We start from the raw sequence: 24,440 nt of genomic DNA, 5'->3' as shown, positions 1-24,440 counted from the left end.
GGCCACAGGCGTGACATCTTCAAATCACTTCACGGCAGGTAGTTGCAGGTGGCCTTCCAGAACAGAGCGCCACCGCTCAAGACTCCTACTCAAGATTACGACAGACGCCTCATCGCGAGAGAGGCCCTCGGCCTTCATCACCTCTTCGATGCGGGGAATCCGCTCTACATCCTCCGATGGCACCGTGAGATACGGAACAGTGTGATCTGTATTGAAATTGCTCAATCGTTTAACAACGATACCGGAGACGAAGTTATAGCCGATGCTCTCCGTTTGAATCGTTTTCATGTCAGTTGAATGAAACTCGCCGGGCAGGGCTTTTGCTGCGAACTCCACGGACTCCTGCTTACTGGCAATTGCATTCAAGTGACGGATAGATTCAACCAGCCCCTGATAGGCGCCGCGCCGCCATGCATAAAGAGAAGTCAGTTCTTGTAAATCTCCTTCGGCGTGGCCATCAGAGAAGATCGCAGCATCTACTCCGCCTGTGCATTTGGAAAGATCGCCCGCGCCAATGACAATTCCGTCTCCTGGCGGGGTAATACTATTTCCGAAGAGAAGTCCATCGTAGTGAAAAAGAGGGCCACCTCTGGGGCACTGATAGGGGGCATTGAAGGCAACGAGGTTGCTGGAACTTCGATTTTGAACCACTTCAAACCATCCTAACGTTGACGATTGATACGGGAATGGAACCCCTTCTTCAATACCAGGCAACAGAGCGGAACTTTTCCGAACGCCGGTCTGATTTTCAATAATAGAGACTGTATTCGCATCGAGCTGTTGATCAGTCATCGGGGAAGAATTCGTAGGGATTTCAAAGAGGTTCGTGTCGGGTTCTTCGCGCCGAAGATTGGTTAGGATAAAGGAATCCTGCTTATCTTCGCCCGGACATACTGTCTTTGAGCTGAGCATAAATCCTAAATCGGATCGCCAGAATTCCGATATGCATTTTCTTCCGTCAGTGTAAGTACGCTCAGAATGAAAACCAAAGAGTGTCATTCCCTCGCTGTTCTTTTCACCTAAGGAGACGTAGTGTACTTGCCCATTCGGCTTCGGACGATCTGGCTGCTCAACCCAGAATCTTTCGGTCCGCTTCAGTTGTTGATTGATTGCCTCAACTGAATCTGTCATGAACTTGCCACGTATAGGTTTGGATAACCTGTACACGTGATCGAATGGAGACTTGGCCAGTAGCGTGATATTGATACTCCGATTGTTCGGGATATCTTCTATTTCAATCGATGAAACTTCTCCGTTGGCCAGATACGTGGCGCGATAGGTGCTCCCATTGCTGGCTCTCGCTAACTGGATGGTCGATTGAGTGATCTTTCCATCTTTCGTGAACGTGGATGATACTGTCGCCGTAAAAGGAGCGCCTATCACGTGGTCTACGTTTTGCGCGAAAGACTGTCTTGAGGAAACGAGGCTTAAAGCAAGTGCCATCGAAGACCATTTAAGACGTTTTCTCATCCCGCACCTCCGGAAGTACGCTCCGTGCTACCTGGGCCCGAGGATCTTCGCGACAAGCAAAGAAACCGCTATTTGCCCGAGAGTATAGCAGTCGGCGGACACCCTTGTGCAGGACGTCCGCCGTTTGAGTTGAGGAGTCTAAATTGCTACCGGCTGAAGTGCGTCTGCTGCTTCTCGCGATGGCGTTCCAGCGCAAGCTCTATCAGGCGGTCGATGAGCTTCTTATAGATAACACCGCTCTCTGCCCATAGCTTGGGATACATGCTGATCGAAGTGAACCCCGGCAGTGTATTGATCTCGTTCAGCACAATCTCCGCAGGCTTGCCCTTGGAGGCTGGAGCCATCAGGAAATCGACGCGTGCCAGGCCCGCACAGTCGCAGGCGCGGAAGGCGGCGATAGCCATCGCACGAATCTTCTTCTCTTCGGCCTTCGTAAGCTTTGCGGGGATGATGCTGACGCTCTCGTCCGCGCCGTTGAGCTCGTACTTGGCCTCGTAGTCGTAGAACTCCTTCGCGGGCACGATTTCTCCCACCACCGAGGCCTCAGGTACATCGTTGCCCAGCACCGCAACTTCGAGCTCGCGCGGCTTGACTCCCGGGCCGCCGACTCCCTGCTCGATGACGATCTTGCGGTCGAAGCTCGCAGCGAGATCCATCGCCGTGGCGAGGTCGGCGCGCGACTTCACCTTGCTGATGCCGACCGAGCTGCCCAGGTTCGCGGGCTTCACGAAGACGGGATATTGCAGCGTCTTTTCGATGAGGCGCGTGGACTTCTTCGCATCGGCGCGCCACTCGCTGCGCAGCAGGGTGACGTGCGGCGTCATGGGCAGGCCCGCGGCGAAGAACATGCGCTTCATTGCGTCCTTATCCATACCCGCGGACGAGCCGAGCACGCCCGAACCTACATAGGCGATGTCAGCGAGTTCGAAGAGGCCTTGGATAGTGCCATCTTCGCCGAAGGTGCCGTGCAGCACCGGGAAGACCACGTCGAGGCCCGTGCCCGCAGCGGGTTCGGCGGCGGCAGCGGCGATAGTAAGACCGGTTTCACGGCTGAGGTCTTCGCTCGGCTGCGATTCTCCGCCGAGCAGCGCCTGGGCGGCGGAGCTCTGCAGCCAGCGGCCCTCTTTGGTAATGCCGAGCTCGACGACATCGTACTTTTTGCGGTCGATTGCTTTGAGGATGGAGCGAGCGGAACGCAGCGAGATCTCATGCTCGCCGCTTTTGCCCCCAAACAGAATGCCTACGCGTAGTTTTTTCTTTGCCATGTCAGTTCAAGTGTCGGACAGAGTGGGGCTGTGGGGATAGCAATACGAGTGGGTGAACCTTGGTGTGTACTCGCCTGGAGAAGTAACGGCAAAGGCCTTGACGCAAAGTGCGCAGAGGAAAGACGCAAAGGACGCCACGATAGCCGTGGCGAAACTTGTCGCTCTTCCTTTGCGCACTTTGCGTCAAGGCTTTTCAGGGTGCCCCGGGTGGCTACACGTTGAACTTGAAGAACAGGATGTCGCCGTCCTTCACGATATATTCCTTGCCTTCCGACCGCAGCAGACCTTTTTCCTTGACGGCCTGCTCGCTGCCCAACGCAAACAGATCGCTCGACGCGTAGCAGTCGGCTTTGATGAAGCCGCGCTCGAAGTCCGAGTGAATCACGCCAGCAGCACCGGGAGCCTTGGTGCCGCGCTTGATCGTCCACGCACGGACCTCCTGTACGCCGGAGGTGAAGTAGGTGATGAGTCCCAGCAGGCGATAGGCAGCGTGAATCAGGCGGTTGAGGCCCGGCTCTTCCAGGCCTGCGGCTTCCAGGAACTCAGCCCGCTCGGCTGGCTCAAGCTGTGCGATCTCAGCTTCCATCGCACCGCAGATGCGGACGACTTCGGAGTTCTCTTCGGCAGCGCGTTGCTCGACGATCTTCGTGTACTCGTTACCGGAAGCGATGCCGTCTTCATCAACATTGGCAACGTAGAGCTGCGGCTTCATGGTGATCAGGAAGAGATCGCGAGCCACCAGCTTCTCGTCGTCTTCCAACTCTGCGGTACGTGCGGGTTTGCCGGCGTTCAGAACGACAAGGAGCTTCTGGATGGTGGAGAGCTCCGACTTCTGCGCAGCGGTGGCGGACTGAGACTTCGCCGCCTTTTCCGCCTTTGCCAGCCGCTTCTCGACCGTATCGAGATCCGCCAACAGAAGCTCTGTATTGATGATGTCCATATCGTGTTGCGGATTGACACCGCCCGCGACGTGGATCACTTCCGGATCGGCAAAGCAGCGGACCACATGCAGAATGGCGTCGGTCTGGCGAATGTGGCTGAGGAACTGATTGCCCAGCCCTTCACCCTTGCTGGCTCCTTCTACGATGCCGGCGATGTCCACGAACTCCATCGTGGTGGGGACGATGGAATTAGGCTTGACCATCGTCACGATACGATCCATGCGCGTGTCAGGCACGGGCACGATGCCGACGTTGGGGTCGATGGTGCAAAAAGGGTAGTTCGCGGCCGCGGCCTTGGAGGCCGTCAGCGCGTTGAAGATGGTGGACTTGCCGACGTTCGGCAGACCTACGATTCCGCAGTTCAGGGGCATTCTGTTCAGTTTCCTTCTCTTCTATTGGAACATGGGCGGGGCGGGAACAAGCAAAAGCCTTGACGCAAAGTGCGCGGAGGAAAAACGCAAAGGACGCCCACGGTACCCGTGGCGAAACTTAGCGCTCTTCCTTTGCGCACTTTGCGTCAAGGCTTTTCAGGGATGCTTACGGTGTGGGAGGCCGCAGGCGTTCCGCCGCGTGTTTGCCTAATTTTTTCAGGGCTTTCGTCATCTTCCTGCGGTCCTCCGGGTCCAGGACCTGCATCAGGGCGTCGATCTCCCTGGCGTGCGCCGCAAATACCTGCTCGATCAGGGTGCGGCCCTTGGGCGTCAGATCGACGATGCGCACCCGGCGATCGGACTCGCTTTCGATCCTCGTTACCAGCCCCCGGCTATGCAGCCGGTCGACCGCAACGCTGATGGACCCCGGAGTCAGAAAGACCTTGGGCCCCAGGACATTCACCGGCAGAGGCCCCTTGTGCAGCAAGGCCTCCAGTACCCGAAAGTCAGAGTCACCTAGGCCGCTGTCGCGCAGCGTGTGCATGGCATACGCGGAGATCGACTGGAAGGCCTTCATCAGGACGAGCCACAGATGCACTCCGTCAGACTTCCTGTCCTTTTCTGGCTTTTGCATCGTTTTCATATATATTGACATCAATATACTTGATAACAAGGCAAGTGCGCCAAAGAAATAGACGCGGAAAGAGGAACGATGCAGATCGGTATCGATAGTTTTGTGGAGACAGTGACCGGCACAGGCCGCCCGGAGAGCGAGCTGGGAGTGCAGCGCGTTCGCGAGCTGCTGGAAGAGGTCGAGCTGGCGGACCGCGTCGGGCTGGATGTCTACGGCGTCGGCGAACATCATCGTGAGGAGTACATCGCCTCCTCGCCCGCCATTCTGCTCGCCGCTGCGGCGGCGCGGACGAAGAACATTCGCCTGACCAGCGCGGTGACGGTGCTCAGCTCCGACGATCCCGTGCGCGTCTTCCAGGACTTCGCGACGGTGGATTTGATCTCAGCTGGTCGAGCGGAGATCGTTGTGGGGCGCGGCTCATTCATCGAGTCCTACCCGCTGTTTGGGTATGATCTGCAGCACTATGACGAACTGTTCGCGGAAAAGCTCGACCTGCTGCTGAAGCTGCGCGAGGAGACTCGCGTGCAGTGGGAGGGCAAGCATCGCCCCTCGCTGACGGGCCAGGGCGTTTGGCCGAGGCCCGCACAGGACGTGTTGCCGATACGGCTCGGCGTGGGCGGAACGCCGGCGTCGTTTGCCCGGGCAGGCATGCTGGGCCTGCCGTTGACGGTGGCGATCATCGGCGGCGAGCCGCACCGGTTTCGCCCGATGATCGACCTGTATCGCCAGGCCGGTCTGCGGGCAGGACATGCGCCGGAGACGCTGGATGTTGCCATCCATGGAATCGGCTTCGTGGCCGATTCCACGGAGCAGGCAGCGGACGACCTGTGGCCGTATCTCTCAATGGCCTTTACCCGGATCGGGCGCGAGCGTGGCTGGCCTCCAACGACGCGCGCGGCCTACGATGCGCAGCGCAGTGAGCAAGGGGCATACTTTATCGGCGACCCGGAGACGGTGGCGAAGAAGATGCGGTATGTCGATGAGGTACTGGGCGGCGTCTCACGCATCACGCTGATGCTAAGTGGCGGTCCGCTGCCGCATGCCAAGATGCTGCGCACGATCGAGATGCTGGGGACGCAGGTGCGGCCATTGGTGAATCGGTAAGACAGTAATTGATTGCGGCGTTTCCAGCGATATACAGCGCTGGATAGTGCCTGCAATTGCGCGAAGCGCCTTCCGTGACGCTTCAGCATCGGGGAGACGGAGGGAGCCGTAGCCTTTAGGCTACGGAATAAGAGCCAGGCGAGAATCGGGCTTTAGCCCCGGGCCTTTTGTTCGCAGCCGAAAGAAGGCCCGGGCCTAAAGGCCACATTTTGCCTAAACCTGAATTCCGTAGCCTGAAGGCTACGGCTCCCTCCGTCTCCGTGACGCTGAAGCGTCACGGAAGGCGCTTCGCGCAATGGGACGACCTACTCCGACATAGGAACCCGCATTAAAAACCACACCCATGTTGTAGGCTGGTTGCGAGGTGAAGACGATGCAGCGTGTTCGAGTGATTTGTGTGACGGCAATTTTGGCTGGATTGGTTACAACCGGGGCGGCGATGGCGCAGGCCCATGCAGGCACACCCCCAACAGCACCTGTAGGCAGCGGCCAGGCCAATGTGCCGACGGGGCCAGCGGCTGAAGTGCAACATTACTACGCCGGTGTAAAAGCCAACATCCTTAAATCAGCCACCGAGATGCCGGATGACGCCTATACCTTCAAGCCCGAGCCCGACATTCGTACCTTTGCCCGGGTCGTGAACCACGTCACCGAAGCCCAGTTGCGGAGCTGCGGCGCGGTCAACCATACCGCCCCTGCCGATCTGTTCAAGGTCCCGGCGGAGACGGCAGACAAGGCCACAATCCTCGAAGCGCTGAAGGCTTCGTTTGCGGAGTGCGACAAGGCCTATGCGTCGGCGACCGATACCAACCTGGCCGAGATGTTTACGCTGGGCAAGGCGAGCCGTTCGCGCGTAGGACTGCTCTGGGGCAATGCGTCGCACGACAATGAGCAGTATGCGACCCTCGCGCTGTATATGCGCTTGAAGGGACTTACCCCTCCGAGCAGCGAGAAGTAGCGGCAGCTAAGCATCTTATTTCTGCGATCGAGCCGTCTATTTGATCTGACTACGATTCACCAGATGAGAGGTTCGGCATGGCATCGGCGTATGGGGCTCGAGTTCGAGCTGTTCTCTGGATCGCACTGGTTGCGGGCCTGGTCTTTGTCGGCCTGCAATTTGTTCGCCCCACGCTGACTAATCCTCCAGTCACGGCGGAGCTTCAGGCTCCGCCGGAGGTTCGCGCTGTGCTGCGGCAGTCCTGCTATAACTGCCACTCGAATGAGACGAAGCTGCCGTGGTTCGACCAGGTAGTGCCCGCGTACTGGCTTGTGAACAAAGACGTGAAAGAGGCGCGGGCGCACCTGAACTTCTCCGAGATCGGCAAGCTGCCCGCGGCCCAGCAGAGGGGTGCGCTGTTCGAGGCCGTGAACATGATCCAGATGGGCGCGATGCCGCTGCCGTCGTATCTGCGGGTACATCCGGGGGCTGCGGTTTCGGCGGAGAACCTGAAGGTGCTGCGCGACTACCTGATGCCGCCCACGCCCGCAGGCGCGACTCCGGCAGCCGATACCAGCGCGGCCGATGCGCAGTACAAGGGCTGGATCACAGCCAGCGGCGCGCCGTTGAAGGTGCAGGCGGAGTTCAACGGAGTCGAGTTCCTGCCGGACTATAAGAACTGGAAGGCCATCAGCAGCACCGATCGCCCCGACAACCACACGATGCGCGAGATCCTGGGCAACGATGTCGCGATCAAGGCTATCGCCGAGCACCACATCAATCCCTGGCCGGACGGTACGGCCTTCGCCAAGGTCGCGTGGGCCCAGCAGCCGGATGGCAAGGGAGCTGTACAGACCGGCGCCTTCATCCAGGTGGAGCTCATGATTCGCGACAGCAGGAAGTACGCCTCAACCAAAGGCTGGGGTTGGGGACGGTGGCGCGGCATGGACCTGAAACCCTATGGCAAGAACGCAGACTTCACCAACGAGTGCATCGGCTGCCATGAGCCGGTGCGCCAGAACGACTACGTCTACACGATGCCGCTGGGAGGTCAACAGTGAGAGTTCGACTGATGCTGTTAGCTCCCGGTGTCATTCTGCTGTGCGGCGTCGTTGGCTGTACCAAGACGAATCCCCGTGTGGTGACAACTCTCAACACCGGCGCGATGCTGGGCAGTGAGTTGCCCTCGAATCCCCTGCAGAACCGCGTCATTACCTCGTGGATCGACAAGAACGCAGGCACGATGTCGACGCTCTACGGCAACGATACGGCCGTGCAATATGCCCGGACGGGAGCGCAGTCGGGCTATCCGGCCGGGTCAGCGCTGTCGGTGGTGACCTGGACGCAGCAGGAAGATCCGCGCTGGTTTGGCGGGAATATTCCGGCGGCGGCGAAATCGGTGGAGTATGTGACGATCGCGCCGGACCAGCACTTTACCTATCAGCGGTATGAGGGTTCGCCGTTGAAGCAGGTGGATGAGGAAGCGGGCGTTGCACCGAACGAGCGGACGGCGTATCTGTTGGCGCAGCGTGCTGCGGTGATGCCGTAGGTTTTGTTTGTCTTTCGTCGTCATCCTTCGCGTACCGCTCAGGATGACGACGAAAGACAAACAAAAGCGCGATCAAACTTTCCGTCGCCACTCCGTCGGCGTAACGCCCGCGCTCTGCCGAAAGGCCCTCGAGAACTGACTCGCACCCGCAAATCCCGTGGCTGATGCCACCTGCTCGATGCTCCACTCCGGCCGTAGCAGGAGTTCCTTCGCGCGCTGTACCCTGCGCTGCACGATGTATTGATGCGGCGTCGCACCCACGCTCTGCCGGAAGGAGCGGGCAAAGTGGAAGGAACTCAGACCTGCCAGCTCCGCCAACTCCTGCAAGCGAATATCGCGGTCGAGGCTCTCTTCGATGTAGGCGAGCACATGCTTGAGGCGCGGTTGGGAGAGGCCGCCCTTCAGCGGAACCAGCGCCGACGAGGTGTGGCCGTACTTGCGGATCAGCGCAATCGACAGGGACATCCCCAGCAGGTCGCCATAGAGAGAGCCCATCGGCCAGCCCGCAGCCATCTCGCGATCCATTTCGGTTAATAGAAGCTGCAGTTGCTCGTCCTGAAACGACCACTGGTTGTCGAAGTCGTACAGGCCTTTGAGCTCCATCTGCTCTGCCGCCTGCCGCAGCAGCGTCGGCTGGATAGAGGTGACGATGCGATGCGAGGGGCCATGCCAGAGCATGCTGTCGCGCGTTCCGGGGCTGAGAAAGATGAGGTTCCCGGCTCCCGAACGCACCCGGCCACTGCGTCCGGAGGAGTGCCAGTCCATCTCCACCGGACCGCTGGTCTGCAGGTGCAGGCAGAAGGTGTCGTGCTCATGCACGGGGATGGCAACGGCCCCGAGGCGATGCTTCTCCATCACCAGGCCGGTCCAGGGTGAACGCGAGTTATCGATGAGCGGACGCCCAGGAAGGAGCGGTACGGACCTCGTTCCGACCAGCACGGATACCCGTTTCGCGGAGGGGAGATCGTGTCCTGCGGAAGAAGAAGACGCAAGCGGGCCTGCCTGCTGGCGCGTCCTGCTGTCCGCCATTTTCCCGGGCCGAGGCATTGGCTGTCTCCTGCTCCATCATAGTTCCCGCAAGAATCGTCAAGCCGCAGCAAGATCAGAGTAATGGCCTAACAGAGTATCCGTTATCTCTTTAGATGAGGTACACGAAGATGGGTCTCATCCAGGGCGTTGTCGATGGCTTCATCATGACGGTAGGCATTACCCCACCCACTCCCGAGAAAAAACGCGGCGCGACGATCTTTATCGCGACAGGGCTAATCGGGACGGTTGGAGGCGTTATAGCCTTATTCGTTTTTCTCGTTACGCGAGGCCTGCACTAGTCGTAGTGTGGCCTTAGGTCACCGGGTGAACCACGCGCAATCCAAGATGCTTCTCGAAGGGATTGAAGTCGTGGTCATGATGCAATAGCGAGTGCCCTTCGCGCAGGCAGAAGGTGGCGATGAGGCAGTCAATCGTCGTGCGAACGGTGATCCCGCGACGCCGCAGTGTCCGATAGTTCTGCGCCGAGGCTACCGCAAGGGCCTCCCCACCCGTAGAAAAGACTTCGAAGCGCGAGAGTTCGCGACGAACCTTTTTGAGATCGGCTTCGGCTCGAATTCCCTGCAGAATCTCGCAAAGGATGAGGTCTGTAAGGCCAAGACGCTGATGGTCTACCTGGGCGTCCAACCAGGCGGTCTGTGCGTTGGTTCTGCCCGCGAGGTAATCAATCCAGACCGTCGTGTCGACGATAACCATGATCAGTCTCGAACGCGGCTCCGGCGGAGTTCTGCGAGATCGCCTTCCCATTGAATCTTGCCGCGAAGCTTGCGGATGCCGGCCTGCGCCTTGGTCTGGATAAGCAGCCGCAAGGCCGCTTCGACGGCAGCCCGCTTGGTGGGTTCACCACTCGAACGCAAAGCTTCGGCCATCAGTTGGTCGTCGATTTCGATGTTGGTTCGCATAAAGACTCCGATGTGTAAGAATGGCACATTTTGGTGTATCCGTGCCACCATAAAGTCCGGTGCCTGTCTTAGCGTGATGCAACTCCCCTAATACAGGCACCAGGGCTTTATGAACTCAGTTCGTTAGTTCGCCCGCTCCAGCTCACGGACGTACTCGATGACGGCCTCGCTCCAGCCGTCGATGTGCGACCACGCTCCGTAGCCTACGCCGTTGCGCGCGCTGGCTACGTTGATCACATAGCCACGTCCCTTAGGCGCAGGTACGCGATCGTGCGACTGCTCGTCCGTGATGACGAGGATGCGGTCGTACTTCTCCTTCACCGCCTCCAGCGCCGCACCGAGATTCGTCCCTCCGTGCGGCTGGCTCGCCTCCATCGCATCGCGCAGCGCAAAGCCACGCCGCGGAGGAACCCGCACTGCACCGACCGAGAAGGTATAGACACTCACCTTCTCCGCGATCTCGCGCAGCAGCACCGCGAGACCGTAGGCCGCATCGGTGCGCAGCATCTCCGAACGGCGAGAGAGCGGCACGACCATGCTGCCTGAGACGTCGACGAGCAGCACGGTGTGACCGGCAAGCTTTTCGCGCTCGGCGACTGCGCGGAACATCGCAGCCTCCAGCTCCTCCTCCCACTGCGGGGCATAACGCGCCGCAGCAAGAAAGCGGAAGGGCAGGACACGGTCGGTCTTCATCGTGCCGAGAGCTGAGACCACCAGCTTCTCGTCGACTCCCGCGGCCTTCATGTTGCGAAGGTTGCGCAGCAGGGCGAGCGCGCCAAGCTTGTTCTCTGCAAGCAGACGCTCCCAGTGCGCACGCTTGTCGACCGCACCGGTCGAGAGTGCGACCTCCCAGGTATCGGGCGTCGCAAGCTCACCGTCTACCAGCCGCTTCCAGACCGCAGCCTGCTCTGCATCACGCGGCTTCGCGTGACACAGGAACAGAACGTCGCGAAGCCGAACGACGCCCGCGCGATCGTACTTCGCGAGCGCGTACTCGTCGAACTTCGGAAACGCCGCGGCGAGACCCTTCTTTACCTGTCCCGAGAGCGGCGCGCGGCCATCGGCCCAGTAGATTGCGACGAACTCAGCGAGCTCGTCAGCACGCTGGATCACGCGAGCCAGCGTCTCCGCTACAAACGCGCGGTGCGTGGCGTGGCGCGCCATCTCGCGGACGAGCAGCAGCGGCGCATGGCGCAGCTTCATCGCCGTGCGGGCTTCGACCGCGAGCGCAGCGACCTTTTCGGCCGCGACCTTCGGCACGAGTTCGCGGATGCGTCCCGCAATGGCGACGCCATCCTCGTAGAACTCGTTCTCCCACAGCATGCAGGCGAGCACGCTGCGCCGCAGCGCAAGCTCCGGGGTGATGGCCACAGCCGGCGCACCCTCATGGGTGCGGGGCCGAGCGAGATGGGCTAACTTCAGGATGTTCAGTTTCATTACGCACCTCCTTATAAAGTGCACTTACAAAAATCGCCGGAGAACAAAGCGGCAACAGCATAGCCAAGTGCTCTGCCAATTGAGCTACACGAGCTTGCGCTTGTGGCAGGATTCGAACCTGCAACACCTTAGTCCGAAGGAGCTGTTACCTACGCCACCGGCGAAGGTGTTAGTCGTCGTCATCGTCGTACTCGTCCTCATCGGGTTCTCCAACAGTGACCGCTGCTTCGCGGAAACCGATGCCGACTTTGAAACCCACGGGTTTCAAAGGACCGGGAGCTACATTGATGGCGAGCTTCTTCATCTCATCCCAGCTGGGACGGTTTTTGTCGTAGTAACCCGTGCATTCGTAAATATTGAACGGGACAACGATATTGGGGTGAACGTTGTTGCAGAACGTAACTAGCTCCGACTCCCGGTAACCAGTCATGATCTGTGCACTCGTACACGTTCTGCATAGCGACACCGAACCTACCGGTGTGCCGCCTTTGACGTAGGCCTTGCCCATAACAAAGCTCTTCTTTCTAACCAGCTCTCTCGCTGGAAGGTGTTACTGGCCGGGGAATAAATCGAGAACAGATCTACGAGGTGCTCTACCCACTGAGCTACACGGACTTACACCCGTGGCAGGATTCGAACCTGCGACCACCCGTTTATGAGGCGAAGTAACTGTTCTCTACGCCACCGGCCAAATTTTTCTCTATCGCAAACGATGCGTATTCCAGGGAACTACCGAGACGAGTTCGGAGGAAGTGCAACCGCGGAACCTTGTGCTTCGAGGCAACGCCTCCGTCCCGCAGTATCTTTTCTCTCCGGCAGGTCTTCCGAGCCTGCTTGGTTAGGTGTGGAAGTAACTCGTCTCTATCACCACTGGAACTTACCTTCGTGCAAACGCAGGTTCGCGGCTGCGCGAGAAGCGCATTCCTGTCAGGGAAAAGTCCCTCATGGCAGAGATGGGATTCGAACCCTATCCTTGCGGACCTACCGAGAAGTAGCCATGAAGTGCGCCACTGACAGGAAACTAGAGCAAATCTCCTGTTGCTGAGAAGTTGAACCGGACGTGCAGTACCGTTTTTCTGGGGAAAAACGGCCATAAAGGTCGCGGCTTCGCTATACACCTACAGGAGATTTGCTTTACCGGGGGAATCAGCGAAGACAGTGGTAGAGAATCGAGTGACAGTCGAAGTACCTGTCCTCTTTCACCACCCGGTAGATCTAGTTATGCGTGCGATTGTGCGTAGGATCGTCCGCCGAGGGCTAGGACCAGATTAGGAAAAGAGCCCGGCGATCGCCGCAGAGATATTGCTTCTCTGGGGACCTACGCATCGTGTTGTGCGATTGATATTTCATCGGGCTGCTCCTACGCAGATGTTACTTTGCCAGTTACTCAGGAAAAAGGCAAGTGAATTCATAGAAATATTTAATTTTATTTATTGGATCATTCTTGCGTTTTAGGAAGAACCTTATCGACATCCTTTGCCGAGACGATATAAGGCTTGTGGTAATTCTTATCGTGAAAGACCACGGCGATGTCTTCTCGCGACTTCGTTCCTGCCCAAACATAATGAAGCTGGTTGTAACGTTTGGATTCGACGAGAGAGTATTCAGCAGGTTCGTTCAGACGAACGATGTAAACCGCAGAGGGATCGTAAGTCGTGGCGTAGACAGAATCCTTCGCCGCCTCCGAGTAGGCTTGCGAGAGAGTGGCTTTACCGATGATGACCGGCGAACCGTCGTCGAGTTGAGTGAAGTTCGAAGTGTCGAATTGGTCGAGTTCGAGGACCTTATAGGGCGAGCTATCTTCGTGAAAGCCGACTACAAGAATAGACGAGGCATCGCTCGCATATTCTGCTCCAATGAAGAAAAGAAGGGTATGCGGTTTGGCTTCGGCGGTGTAGTGCGCGAGGAAGAAGAGGCGTGAAGGATCGAGAACGAGGCCATGAATGGGGTCGGCGGGGTGCATGCCTAGACCCTCTGGCTTGCTGAGGTACTGGAGGTCGCTCTTCGAGATGAGGCGATAGGTATGGCCGTCCATATCGAATTGGATCGTGCGAAAGGAGCCGCCAGGATCGGGCTGAAGCGTGACGTGGATAGAGATGTCAGCGTTGGTTTCCCGGAGACGCAGAACCGTGGAGAGTTCTCGCTTGGCAGAAACGTGCTGCGCTGGCGCGACGGTGAAAGTGAGGACGATTGCGGCAGCGAGGAGGCAGCGACGGATCATGGGTGTTCAGAATACATCCGTGGCCGCGCGAAAGAAGACAGATTGGTCGTTCCGGCTTCGCCTTCCCTCCGGCCTGCGGCAGCGAGGTAGATATCTTCGACGCGGGATTTGTGGCAGGGTTGAAACCCTGCCCTTCCGATTTATGCAAGACACAGAGATGGGCGGGAGCGGCTTGAGCTGTGACATGAATGCGCACTTATCGTAAAACGCGATAAGCGTGCAGTTCCGCAACGCTAACTAAATATTTCTGCCAAAGGTTTCGTCGACGCGCGAAGAGATACGGAAATAGAAGAAGATGGCAATCGCCGCCAAGATATTCATCGTGGAGTAGAAGGCTTCTTGCACGGCTTTTGACTGACCGAGGTTTGGATGTTGGAAGTATTGAAAGGTGAAATAGGCCTGGAGGAAGCCATAGAAAAGGCGTGCCAGCAAGTGAATTCTAAGCCAAGGAAAAGCTGCGTTTGACCTGGACCAAGTCAGGACACCGGCCACCAAGCTCGTAAGCGCAAGAATGGCATAGATCATCGTCATGTACCAGAACTCTGACGTCTGAAACATCTGGACCATTTTGAACGGTCCGAAGAATGTGAGCGCAATGCAGAAGTAAAGCAGCCATCCGCCCACTGCCCGACGCGATCGTGGCACTTCGGGAGTGAGCGGATTGGCGTAGTCACTCATCATCATGGGTAGATCCTATTCAGCGTCCTCGCAAACGGAATCGTCTCGCGCACATGCTCCAGCCCGCAAATCCACGCCACAGCGCGCTCGATGCCCATGCCGAAGCCCGAGTGCGGAACGCTGCCGTACTTGCGCAGGTCGAGATACCACTGGAAGGCTGCCAGCGGCAGGTTGTGCTGCTCGATGCGGGACTTGAGCAGGTCGTAGCTATCCACGCGCTGTGAGCCGCCGATGATCTCGCCGTAACCCTCGGGAGCAAGCACATCCACGCACAGAGCTTTCGTCGGATCATTCGGATCAGGCTGCATGTAGAAGGCCTTTACCTCGGCCGGGTAGCGGTGCACCATCACCGGCTTGTCGAACTGGTTCGAGATATAAGTCTCGTCGGGCGAGCCGAAATCATCGCCGTAGGTGTGCGCGTTTTCGATCAGGCCCTTGGCGTGGGCTTCGACCAGCATCTGGTGCGCTTCGTCGTAGCTGAGACGCGGGAACTCACCCGGAGCGGCAACGGCTTCCAGCCTGGAGACCTCTTTCCCAATCACCTTCAGGTCGGCGCGGTGGGTTTCGAGCACGCGCGTGACGATGTGCGTCAGGAAGCCCTCGGCCAGGCCCATCAGGCCGTCGAGATCGAGGTAGGTGACCTCGGGTTCGATCATCCAGAACTCCGTGAGGTGGCGGCGGGTCTTGGACTTCTCCGCGCGGAAGGTCGGACCGAACGAGTAGACCTTGCCCAGCGCGAGCGCCGTGGCTTCGATATAGAGCTGGCCGCTCTGCGTGAGGTAGGCCTTGTCGTCGTCGAAGTAGTCCATCTCGAAGAGCTCGCTGGTTCCCTCGCAGGCGTTGGGCGTGAGAATGGGTGGATCGGTGCGGATGAAGCCGTTGGTGTCGAAGTACTCGGCCGCTGCCCGCATGATCGTCGCGCGCACGCGCAGAATCGCCGACTGGCGCGGGGTGCGCAGCCAGAGGTGGCGATGCTCCATGAGGAAATCGACGCCGTGCTCCTTGAGCGAGATGGGGTAGGGTGTCTCGTCGGCGATGCGCTGCGTCACGGTGACGTTCTCGACGTCGAGCTCGAAGCCGCTGGGAGCGCGGCTATCGGCGCGGACCTTGCCGGTGACGACGACGCTCGACTCCAGCGTGAGGTTCTTGAGGGTCTCGAAGACCTCTTCCGACACCGCCGCCTTGGGGACGATGCCCTGGATGGTGCCGGAGCCGTCGCGGAAGGTCGGGAAGAGCAGCTTGCCTGAGGAGCGCAGGTTGTAGAGCCAGCCGCGGAGCGTGATGGTCTGGCCTTCGTGCTGGCCGAGGGTGGCAATGGTCGTGACGGGAGCAGTGGTTATTTCGGTGGACATGAGATGTCCAGTTTACGCGGAGGCTTGTATTGCCGTTGCTTGTTTTTCGTCGTCATCCTGAGCCAACGGCGAAGGACCCCCGCATTGGTGCAGCCACCGACGAAAAGCTATTTAGGCCACCCCAAGCTTTTTCCACGCTGCCCGGGACTCCGTCTCGATCTGCTTCATATCCTCGCCAAGCTCATGCGCGATCTCGAGGATGCCCACAGGAGGCTGCTTGAGCGCCGCAATCTGCTTCGCAACGCTATCCCAGTCGATCGTTCCGCTCCCCGGCCAGAGGTGCTCGTCCTTGCCGTTCTCAGGCCGATTGCCAAGGTTGTCGTGCAGGTGCAGCTCGACGATGCGGTCGCCGAAGTCCTCAAAGGCCTGCGTGATGCCGTCTCTCGCTTCGTGGTCGCGGGTTTCGAGCTGCGGTTCCACGAGGTTCGCGTGACCGGTGTCGAGGCAGAAGCCTACGTTGTCGAAGTGGCCTGCGCGAACGATCTCGACCAGATGCGCCGGCGTCGCGACTTCGTTGTTCAGGTTCTCGAGCAGCAATTGCATCCCGAGCGGCGAGGAGAAAGCCTTGAGGTGTTCGATCGCGGTCATCGAATCGTCAAGCGCGCGTGTGTTCCAGCGATCGCCCTTGAGTCCGAGATGGATCACGCAGGAGCGAAACGGTATCTGTTCGGCGGATTCGAGAGCGCGCTTGACCTCGTCCATGGCCTCGATGCGCGTGGACTTGTTCAGGTCGATGAGGTTGATGACAGGTGCGGTGTGGCGACTCCAGTTGGAGTCCTCGTCGCTACTGAAGAGCGGCATGTGCAGCGAGGCGTCGACGTTGTTGGAGCGGAACCAGTTGGCCAATTCACGCACGGCGCCGCGGTCCGCGTAATCGAAGTGGTGCCGTGCGGCAAAGACCTCCACGGCGGTGGCGCCACCGCGCGTGAGCGCATCGAGCAACCCCGGCGTGAGGCGTTGCGCCAGAAAGACGTGAGTCGAGATTCCCTGTTTCATGTGCTATACAGGCTACCGCATGGAAGTGTAAGTGGATGTGAATTGCGACGGGAATCCCTCGTACCTCCATGAAACCGCAGCCTCTTGTGCGTAAAAAACGCCGGCTTCGATACAATCGTAGGTTGGAAGAGGTTGCTGAAGGGTTGTAGCGCCTGAAAGCGTATTCCCTCAGCGGCTAAAGCCGCGTTGCAATGCAGGCATTTACGGCACGGGTAAACCCGTGCCCATAACGAAACGTGACTTCTTCAGCACCCTCTGGAAGCCACGAAGGAGCCGCACCCGCCGATGAGTTGGTTCAAGCGCGATACCCACGAGATCGTCCCCACACCGGACCACGAGGTCCGCACCCAGGGGCTCTGGACCAAGTGCGGCAACTGCGGCAAGACGCTCTGGAAGGCTGAACTGGAGAGCAATCTCCAGGTCTGCCCGCACTGCGGCTACCACTTCAAGTTCGACGCACGCTCCCGCATTGAGAACCTGCTCGAGCCCGGTTACGAGTTGGTCGACCTCGACCTGCGCTCGACTGATCCACTGAATTTCACCGATCTCAAGCCCTACAAACAGCGCCTGGCGCAGGCCCAGAAGAAGACCGGCCTGAACGATGCCATCCTCAACGCCGTCGGCAAGATCGGCGAGCAGGATGTCGTTCTCTCTGTGATGGAGTACGGCTTTATCGGTGGTTCAATGGGCGCGGTGGTGGGCGAGACGATCGCCCGCGCTGTCGACCGTTCGCTGGCGACGCGGCATCCGCTCATCATCATCTCGGCCTCCGGCGGAGCACGCATGATGGAGGGCATCGCCAGCCTGATGCAGTTGGCCAAGGTGTCGTCGGGCCTGGCGAAGATGGACGACGAAAAGATTCCGTACATCTCTCTGATGACCGATCCCACGACCGGCGGCGTGACCGCAAGCTTTGCCATGCTGGGCGATCTGAACATCGCCGAGCCGGGCGCTCTGATCGGCTTCGCAGGCCCGCGCGTCATCGAACAGACGATCCGGCAAAAGCTCCCCGAGGGCTTCCAACGCTCTGAGTTCCTGCTGCAGCACGGGTTTCTGGACGCGATCGTGCCACGCAAGGAGCTGAAGGGCTATCTGGCGCAGACGCTGGATTGGATGACACAGAAGACCAACCAGTCAGAGGGTTAAGCGATTGGGTCAAGACAGGCGATTGGGTCAAGACAGATGGTTATGGTGGGTGCCTTCGTTTGGCCCCGAAGTTTGGCAGTGCCAATGCCGAGGCGGCTTTCGGCGTTAGCGCTTTTGAACTCTTCCAGCATGAGAGGCTGATGTTCGAACCACCACTTGGCTTCTTCCGCTTCGCTGCCGAACTTGGGGACTGTTACTCGTTGCTGCTCCATGATTGCCTCGCTTTCTTCCGGGGTGCGAGTGCGGTCAGTGTAGTCGCAATGGAGCTACCCGGCAAACTTCCGGAGCTAACAGACAGGTATCTTACAAAGGACGATGCACGAAGCCCAGCCATCACGCACTGCACTGCGCGTAGCCCTGCGCCGCGCCGCACACCAGATCCACGATGCCCTACCTCTGGTCTTCAACGACCCGCTCGCAGTTCGCATCCTCGGGCCGGAGCACCGCGAAGAGCTGAACCGCACTCCCGATAGCATCAAACGCCCTTTTTCGGCGGCGTTACGAGCCTTTATGGTTGCGCGTGCTCGGCTGGCGGAGGACACACTCGCCCATAGCCTCACGGCCGACGGCACACGGCAGTACCTCGTTCTTGGGGCGGGACTCGACACCTTTGCCTATCGCAATCCTTATCCGCAGGTGCGGGTCTTCGAGGTCGACCATCCCGCGACGCAGGCCTGGAAGCGTGAGTGCCTGGCTGCTGCTGACATCGCTATTCCTGAGACGATGCGGTTTGTACCGGTGGACTTCGAGCGGCAATCGTTGACGGAAGAACTGCATGCCACGGGCTTCGACAGCACTCTGCCGACGGTGACCGCCTGGCTCGGCGTGGTGCCGTACCTTACGCTGGAGGCCTTTCGTGCGACGACCACGCTGCTCGGCAGCTTTGCCACAGGCAGCCAGGTGATCTTCGACTACGCGCAGCCACGTGAGGTCCTGCCTCCGGTCGAGCAGCAGATGCTGGATTCGATGTCTGAACGCGTCGCGCTAGCGGGAGAGCCGTTTCAGCGATTCTTTACGCCGGAGGCGCTGGTTGCAGAGCTTGCCCTGGCCGGATTACGAGTGGTCGAAGACCTCGATAGCACCTCCCTGACCGCGAGATACTTCAGCGGGCGGAGCGATGGTTTGTTGCTGCGCGGCAAGGGTGGGCGGATATGCGTGGCGCAGAGCGGGTAGGGTTTGGCTTTGGCCTTTCTGGTTTGTCATTCCGACCCTGAGCGTAGCCGAAGGAGAGCGAATCTGCTTCCTCCCGTTCTTCGCTCGTATCACCTAGAAGATGAAGGAAGGCTATGGCTTATGCCGATGTAAAGCATTTGCGGTGGCTCGGTCAAAAAACGGGAGGAAGCAGGTTCCTCGGCTGCGCCTCGGAATGACAACCAGAAAAGCAAGAGCAACAACAAAAGCAAGAGTGGCAACAGCAACAGCACCGACCAACAGCAAAACAAATACTTCGCTACGCTACTGAAGGACATCTAAAAGGCTGGAGAAACTGTGACCTACCTCGAAGCACTGAACCAATTAGCCGCCATGGGCCCTGAGCTGCGCACGGACAAGACCGGCGGCCCGCCCCGCAAGTTTTCACTCGACCACATCGGTGCGCTGTTGGAAGCGCTTGGTAATCCGCAACGCAACTTCGCCTCGGTGCTGATTGCAGGGACCAACGGCAAGGGCTCGACCGCCTCCACCCTGGCCTCGATCTCGAATGCCGCTGGCCTGCGCACGGGACTCTATACCTCGCCGCACCTGCTGCGCGTGAACGAACGTATCCGCCTCTCCGCTGGCGACAAGCTCGACGAAATCGCAGACGACGACTTCGCCCACAGCTTTACGCGCGTCGACAACGCCGCCAACGCGCTGGTCGAGATCGGCTCGCTGCCACACTACCCCAGCTTCTTCGAGATCCTCACCGCTGCTGCGTTCTTCTACTTCAGCGAGCAGAAGATAGAACTCGCAATCCTGGAGGTCGGTCTCGGAGGTCGGCTTGACGCGACCAACATCGTCGAGCCACTGATCTCGGTGATTACCGATATCGGCATCGATCACACCGACTACCTCGGCGATACACTCACGCTGATCGCCACTGAGAAGGCGGGCATCCTGCGCGACAATGGCGTGCTCGTAACGCTCTCCCAGCATCCTGAAGCCAATGCCGTCATCGGCGAAATCGCGGTTGCGAAGAACGTGCGCGGGGTCGATGCCGCGCGCTGCCTGCCGCCGAGAGAGCTGGAGACAGGGCATAGGGTTCAGGGCTCAGGGTTCAGAGGGCTCAATTCGCCGCTGGCGCCCAATCGCTACGATCTTTCTATCGATGGCGAGGTTTTGCATATCGACTCGCCGTTGGCAGGCCAGCATCAGCAGCGCAACCTTGCGCTGGCTGTGGCAACGGCGATCGAGCTGCGGACGAACCACGGCTTCGCGATCTCGAATACGGCGATCGAGCAGGGTGTCCGCGCTACCGAGTGGCCGGGACGGCTGGAGTGGATTCCCTCCCGCAAGGGCCACGCTCCGCTGTTGCTCGACGTAGCCCACAACCCCGCCGGAGCGTGGACGCTGCGGGCCGCGCTCGCGCAACTGCCCGAAGCGATGCCGCGCACGTTGATCTTTTCCTGCCTCGCCGACAAGCAGATCGACGAGATGGCACAGGTACTGCTGCCACTCTTCGACTCCACCTCAGGCGATCCGGCACGGGTGCGCGATCACGTGGTTCTCGCGCCGATTCAGAATCCCCGCGCGGCCAGCGTGGACGATCTGCTCGCTGCAGCACACAGGCTCGACGTGCCCGCCCATGCCGCGCCGCATCTGCCTGGCGCACTGGCTCAGGCCGAGGCGATTACACCTCCTGAGGGCGTGATCGTGGCGACAGGGTCGGTGTTTCTGGTGGGTGAGTTGAGGGCATTGGTGCTGGCGGAATAGTTGTTTTTCTGGTCTTTGTTTTTCTGGTTGTCATTCCGACCCTGAGCGTAGCCGAAGGGGAGCGAACCTGCTTCCTCCCGTTTTTAACGATGTCGGCACAGGCCATGCTCTTTGCTTTTTGCCCATGTTTTCTGGGTAGTGCGAGCAAAGAACGGGAGGAAGCAGGTTCCTCGGCTACGCCTCGGAATGACAAGCCAGAAAAGCAAAAGCACGGCCCTTCTGCGAGGTTTGGTGTAATCACGACGACCCGGTTTAGCATAGCCATAGATGCCAGCAGCCAATGAAACCCTTCAGCCTGAAGAACACACGGAACGCGAACCCGCGCCACGTTCACCCGTGCCCTTCGCCCTGCGCTGGCTTTCCTATCTGCTGCTGATTCCGCTGGTCGGGATTGCGACGATCTTCTTCGGCACCATCTCGCTCGCCTGCGGCCTGTGGGATAAGGACGGCAGCCAGCAGCACTTCATCGCTCGCCAGTGGGCGCGCGTGTTGCTGCGGGTCGCACTCTCACCCGTTACGCTTGAGCACGCCGAGCGGCTGCGGACGCACAAGACTGCCGTCTACGCCAGCAACCATCTCAGCTACTACGACACACCCGTGCTCTTCGCGAAGCTGCCGTTCCAGTTCCGCATCCTGGCGAAGGCCCCATTGTGGAAGATCCCGTTCATCGGCTGGTATCTCGACCGCTCGGGACAAGTGCCCATCGACCAGAGCTCTGCGCGCTCTGCCATTACAAGCCTCGGCCGCGGCGTCAAGACACTGGAGGCTGGGATGCCGCTGGTGATCTTCCCCGAAGGCGGCCGTGCCGCAACGGGTGAGCTGCAGACGATGGTCGCAGGTGCCGCGTGGCTGGCCATCAAGGCCCAGGTCCCGCTCGTTCCGCTGACGCTTGTAGGTACCTATGAGCTGCTGCCGATCCATGTGTATGCGCTGCGTCCGAGGCCGCTGAAGCTGATCGTCGGCGAGCCGATCTCTACGATCGGCATGACTACACGTGATGCCGATGCGTTGACGCAACGCCTGCGCGACGAGATTCATGCGACGTATATCGCGCACCACGGTTGATGTTGTTTGTTTTTCGTCGTCATCCTGAAGCGTAGCTGAAGGACCCCCGCATTTTGCACAATGCCCATTTGAGCGAACGCAGCTTCCTGGCCCCAGCATCGTTTGCCTGGGTGTTCCCCATGCGATAGTGCCGCTGCTAATGCGGGGGTCCTTCCCCTACGGCTCAGGATGACGGCGAAAAGCTACGCGGCTTCGCTCGTACTTCCCTCGCCCCCATAGATAGCCCGAAGCTGGCGCTCAAGAATAGCGTTCGCCTGCGAGTCCGGCAGCGAATAACGCTGCTGCAGTAGCTCTGTGGGTTGGCGGAACTCGGCCGCGATATGCGGCTGAAGATCACGAAGGCGCAACAACGTTTCGTGCAAGATCAAACGCGCGGGCAGGCTATGCGGAGTACTGAGCGCGAGATCCAACTCGCCGCGTACGATCTCGCGAAGACCGCTGAGAGAGTTCATCGCCTCGTCCTCGCTACCCGCGCAGCGTACGGCCAGCAGTTGTTCCAGTCGCAGCAGATAGGTCCCAAGGCCATTGTTGCCCGGTAGTGTGTAGCGCGAGGGCTCGACCGCCGCAGGCGTGTTCCCAAAGAGCTGCACCAGCCTGTTCGCCAGCTGCGACCAGATTCCCAACGCGCCGGTACCGGCCTGTTCGAAGCTGAAGGGCACCGTGAACTCCGCGAAGACCGCAGGCTCAGTGGATTCAGGCTGCGCACGGATGATGCGCAGCGTTACCTCTGCCGTTTGTTCGACGCAGTGGATGTGGACGCTGATCGCCGCATCGGAGTTCGTCTTGTGTGCGTACTCTAAGGACTCCTGTTCGCCCCACGGAGCGGAAACGATAGCAAATCCGCCGCGCTCTACCCAGGGAATGATCGTGTCCGTGTCGAGCCCGAGATGGAGGAAGGTACTCTCAGCGAGGAAGAGAGGCAGCGCACGGCTGAGGCGTCCCGGCGCATCCGGAAGCTGGCCGGCGAAGGACTGCTGCGGCTGCTGGCCAGTGACGCTCGAACCGAGGAAGACCACCTTGGCACGGCGCGGCGCAGGAAGCGCGAAGAGAATGCGCGAGGGTGCGTTCGAGGGCGACCAGACCGGGCCTTCGATGCTGTAGGTCGTCACCTTGGGCTCGGGCAAGGATTCAGGCTGGAGTCCATTTTGGGAGAGTTCCCTGCGGCGAATCTCCATCTCCCAGAAGTGGAGGTTATCGGCCCAGTCGGGATGGTTCAATGTGTAGAGCTCTTCGACCATGGCCCGCGCCGTGCCGATCTCACCGAGGTCCAACGACGCCTTGATGAGGTTGTTACCGACGGTGAGACCGTGGATCTTCGCCTCGTAGGCAGGGCGCGTGAGGGCCAGCGCCTCGCGTAGGTGTCCGGTCTGGCCGAGGTCGCCGCTCATCGATTGCAGCAGCACCAACGGAGCAGGCCTTCCGGCACGTTCGAGCGCCTGCCCATAGAACGTCATAGCTTGCGGCACGTCGTTGTGCTCCAGCGCCGCACGCGCCAACCAGACCTGCGGACGCCAGGCCGAGGGGAGGTCTGCCGCGCGGTGCATGGCCTCGATATAGGCTTCTTCACCGCCATGCTCGCGGGCCATCGCGATGTACCAGCCGAGCCCGTTCTCCTGGTTGGGATCGGCTTCGAGCGCACGCCAGAGCGTCGCCTCGGCCTCCGCTTCCTGCCCGAGAGCAGTCTGTGCCTTGGCAAGATTAGTCAGGACCACGCCGCTGGAACCCTTCTGCGCGAGGTAGCTCTCGAAGAGCCGGCTCGCGGCAAGCGGGTCGCCGCTCTCCATCAGCACGATGCCATAGATCGTGGTGCCGCGCTCGGGTAGAGGGTCGATCTCATGGAGACGCTCGGCGGCGGGGAGCATGTCGGAGGCGAGGCGAAGCTGAAGGGCGTCGACGATGAGGTTGTAGAGCTGGTTGGGGTCGTCCTTCACTCTCTCGAGCGCGGCAGGCAGGACGCTGGAACGCCAGGCCTCGACGGGAATGAGCACCTCACGGCCAAACTCGTCATAGGCGCGGACGGTGGCTGGGGTATCCTCGGAGCGCTTCGCCGGTGCGGGCTCGGGAGCCCTCTGGAGGAGGGTGCCTGCGGGAAGAGTTACGGTCTCCTGTGTCGTGGGGGACGGCATGGGTTTGGGGGTGGGTTCCGCTTTGGGTGTCGAGGACTTGGACTTTCCGAAGAGGTTGAAGAAGCTCATTGTGTCTATGGTGGCATGGGTGGGTATTTAGGTTTTCCGGCCTTTCCACAAATGTGTCATCTCTACCGAGGCATCGCGGCTTTTTGCGATGCACTCATGCTTTTTGTTCACGTCCCCACAGAAAGGTCATCCTTCTATGAAGAGAGGCGTAGTTGTCCAGGGGTATTTTGCGAACAGATTGCGTACAGACTTCTATTCGTGCTCATGGCACACAAGGGAG

General features: G+C 59.6%; 24 protein-coding genes. 9 read left to right on the top strand and 15 right to left on the bottom strand.

All coding sequences use genetic code 11. The features are described from left to right. Positions 1-24: 24 nt before the first annotated feature. From HDF15_RS20565 to HDF15_RS20550, 4 genes are all read right to left on the bottom strand, one after another. The gene (locus HDF15_RS20565; RefSeq protein WP_184258984.1) at positions 25-1,470 is read right to left on the bottom strand and encodes a hypothetical protein; all 1,446 of its coding nucleotides are present in this window, start codon (positions 1,468-1,470) and stop codon (positions 25-27) included. Positions 1,471-1,616: 146 nt separating this feature from the next. Then, positions 1,617-2,735 (bottom strand): D-alanine--D-alanine ligase family protein, encoded by a 1,119-nt coding sequence (locus HDF15_RS20560; protein ID WP_184258982.1) that lies wholly within the window; start codon positions 2,733-2,735, stop codon positions 1,617-1,619. Between the two features lie 211 nt (positions 2,736-2,946). Beyond that, positions 2,947-4,047 carry a redox-regulated ATPase YchF gene (gene ychF / locus HDF15_RS20555; protein ID WP_184258980.1) on the bottom strand — a complete coding sequence of 367 codons (1,101 nt, stop codon included), beginning with the start codon at positions 4,045-4,047 and terminating at the stop codon, positions 2,947-2,949. Positions 4,048-4,213: 166 nt separating this feature from the next. Next, positions 4,214-4,681: a MarR family winged helix-turn-helix transcriptional regulator gene (locus tag HDF15_RS20550; protein WP_260331206.1), complete on the bottom strand. Its 468-nt coding sequence runs from the start codon at positions 4,679-4,681 to the stop codon at positions 4,214-4,216. Between the two features lie 78 nt (positions 4,682-4,759). Between HDF15_RS20550 and HDF15_RS20545 the strand changes: the two genes are divergently transcribed. The 4 genes from HDF15_RS20545 to HDF15_RS20530 all read left to right on the top strand — a co-directional run bounded on the left by HDF15_RS20545 (position 4,760) and on the right by HDF15_RS20530 (position 8,271). Next, entirely contained in the window at positions 4,760-5,785 is a 1,026-nt protein-coding gene (locus tag HDF15_RS20545) for an LLM class flavin-dependent oxidoreductase (protein ID WP_184258976.1), read from the top strand. 373 nt (positions 5,786-6,158) lie between these two features. Continuing rightward, positions 6,159-6,743 (top strand): DinB family protein, encoded by a 585-nt coding sequence (locus tag HDF15_RS20540; protein WP_184258974.1) that lies wholly within the window; start codon positions 6,159-6,161, stop codon positions 6,741-6,743. A 77-nt stretch (positions 6,744-6,820) separates the two neighbouring features. Then, positions 6,821-7,783 carry a heme-binding domain-containing protein gene (locus HDF15_RS20535; RefSeq protein WP_184258972.1) on the top strand — a complete coding sequence of 321 codons (963 nt, stop codon included), beginning with the start codon at positions 6,821-6,823 and terminating at the stop codon, positions 7,781-7,783. Further along, on the top strand, positions 7,780-8,271 hold the full coding sequence (locus tag HDF15_RS20530) for a hypothetical protein (RefSeq protein WP_184258970.1): 492 nt from the start codon (positions 7,780-7,782) through the stop codon (positions 8,269-8,271). Before HDF15_RS20535 ends, HDF15_RS20530 begins: the two co-directional genes overlap by 4 nt. 72 nt (positions 8,272-8,343) lie before the next feature. Here HDF15_RS20530 and HDF15_RS20525 read toward each other — a convergent pair whose 3' ends face one another. Next, a complete protein-coding gene (locus HDF15_RS20525) occupies positions 8,344-9,318 on the bottom strand; it encodes a helix-turn-helix domain-containing protein (protein ID WP_184258968.1) in 975 nt (324 codons plus the stop codon). A gap of 110 nt (positions 9,319-9,428) precedes the next feature. Here HDF15_RS20525 and HDF15_RS20520 point away from each other — a divergent pair, with 110 nt between their 5' ends. Next, on the top strand, positions 9,429-9,599 hold the full coding sequence (locus HDF15_RS20520) for a hypothetical protein (protein ID WP_184258966.1): 171 nt from the start codon (positions 9,429-9,431) through the stop codon (positions 9,597-9,599). Between the two features lie 13 nt (positions 9,600-9,612). Here the strand turns inward: HDF15_RS20520 and HDF15_RS20515 are convergent, their stop codons facing one another. From HDF15_RS20515 to HDF15_RS20480, 8 genes are all read right to left on the bottom strand, one after another. After that, positions 9,613-10,014 carry a PIN domain nuclease gene (locus tag HDF15_RS20515; protein WP_184258964.1) on the bottom strand — a complete coding sequence of 134 codons (402 nt, stop codon included), beginning with the start codon at positions 10,012-10,014 and terminating at the stop codon, positions 9,613-9,615. Positions 10,015-10,016: 2 nt separating this feature from the next. Next, on the bottom strand, positions 10,017-10,220 hold the full coding sequence (locus tag HDF15_RS20510) for a type II toxin-antitoxin system VapB family antitoxin (protein ID WP_184258962.1): 204 nt from the start codon (positions 10,218-10,220) through the stop codon (positions 10,017-10,019). Positions 10,221-10,343: 123 nt separating this feature from the next. Beyond that, a complete protein-coding gene (locus HDF15_RS20505) occupies positions 10,344-11,657 on the bottom strand; it encodes a TROVE domain-containing protein (protein WP_184258960.1) in 1,314 nt (437 codons plus the stop codon). A 169-nt stretch (positions 11,658-11,826) separates the two neighbouring features. Then, complete coding sequence (locus HDF15_RS20500; protein ID WP_260331204.1) at positions 11,827-12,087, bottom strand: hypothetical protein; 261 nt, start codon at positions 12,085-12,087, stop codon at positions 11,827-11,829. A gap of 1,008 nt (positions 12,088-13,095) precedes the next feature. After that, entirely contained in the window at positions 13,096-13,878 is a 783-nt protein-coding gene (locus HDF15_RS20495; RefSeq protein WP_184258957.1) for a hypothetical protein, read from the bottom strand. Between the two features lie 237 nt (positions 13,879-14,115). Continuing rightward, positions 14,116-14,562 carry a hypothetical protein gene (locus tag HDF15_RS20490; RefSeq protein ID WP_184258955.1) on the bottom strand — a complete coding sequence of 149 codons (447 nt, stop codon included), beginning with the start codon at positions 14,560-14,562 and terminating at the stop codon, positions 14,116-14,118. After that, complete coding sequence (gene asnS / locus HDF15_RS20485; protein WP_184258953.1) at positions 14,559-15,908, bottom strand: asparagine--tRNA ligase; 1,350 nt, start codon at positions 15,906-15,908, stop codon at positions 14,559-14,561. The genes HDF15_RS20490 and asnS overlap by 4 nt, the downstream gene beginning before the upstream one ends. A 111-nt stretch (positions 15,909-16,019) precedes the next feature. Further along, complete coding sequence (locus HDF15_RS20480) at positions 16,020-16,904, bottom strand: sugar phosphate isomerase/epimerase (RefSeq protein ID WP_184258951.1); 885 nt, start codon at positions 16,902-16,904, stop codon at positions 16,020-16,022. A 285-nt stretch (positions 16,905-17,189) separates the two neighbouring features. Between HDF15_RS20480 and accD the strand changes: the two genes are divergently transcribed. Continuing rightward, positions 17,190-18,050, top strand: coding sequence for an acetyl-CoA carboxylase, carboxyltransferase subunit beta (accD, locus tag HDF15_RS20475; protein WP_184258949.1), 861 nt, complete (start codon positions 17,190-17,192; stop codon positions 18,048-18,050). Here accD and HDF15_RS20470 read toward each other — a convergent pair. After that, entirely contained in the window at positions 18,047-18,262 is a 216-nt protein-coding gene (locus HDF15_RS20470; protein ID WP_184258947.1) for a hypothetical protein, read from the bottom strand. The two genes, accD and HDF15_RS20470, sit on opposite strands and share 4 nt — an antisense overlap. A 103-nt stretch (positions 18,263-18,365) precedes the next feature. On the opposite strand from HDF15_RS20470, the gene HDF15_RS20465 reads away from it, so the two are divergent. The 3 genes from HDF15_RS20465 to HDF15_RS20455 all read left to right on the top strand — a co-directional run bounded on the left by HDF15_RS20465 (position 18,366) and on the right by HDF15_RS20455 (position 22,025). Continuing rightward, positions 18,366-19,223, top strand: coding sequence for a class I SAM-dependent methyltransferase (locus HDF15_RS20465; RefSeq protein ID WP_184258944.1), 858 nt, complete (start codon positions 18,366-18,368; stop codon positions 19,221-19,223). A 315-nt stretch (positions 19,224-19,538) separates the two neighbouring features. Continuing rightward, positions 19,539-20,960, top strand: coding sequence for a folylpolyglutamate synthase/dihydrofolate synthase family protein (locus HDF15_RS20460; RefSeq protein ID WP_184258942.1), 1,422 nt, complete (start codon positions 19,539-19,541; stop codon positions 20,958-20,960). A 267-nt stretch (positions 20,961-21,227) separates the two neighbouring features. Further along, positions 21,228-22,025: a 1-acyl-sn-glycerol-3-phosphate acyltransferase gene (locus HDF15_RS20455; RefSeq protein WP_184258940.1), complete on the top strand. Its 798-nt coding sequence runs from the start codon at positions 21,228-21,230 to the stop codon at positions 22,023-22,025. A gap of 182 nt (positions 22,026-22,207) precedes the next feature. Here HDF15_RS20455 and HDF15_RS20450 read toward each other — a convergent pair whose 3' ends face one another. Further along, a complete protein-coding gene (locus tag HDF15_RS20450) occupies positions 22,208-24,220 on the bottom strand; it encodes a lipopolysaccharide assembly protein LapB (RefSeq protein WP_184258938.1) in 2,013 nt (670 codons plus the stop codon). Positions 24,221-24,440: the final 220 nt, after the last annotated feature.

The organism is Granulicella mallensis (genome assembly GCF_014203225.1).
In the GTDB taxonomy this organism is placed as follows: Bacteria; Acidobacteriota; Terriglobia; order Terriglobales; family Acidobacteriaceae; genus Granulicella; species Granulicella mallensis_A.
Note: the sequence above shows the minus strand (reverse complement) of the source record. Positions and strands in the feature narration are given on the sequence as shown.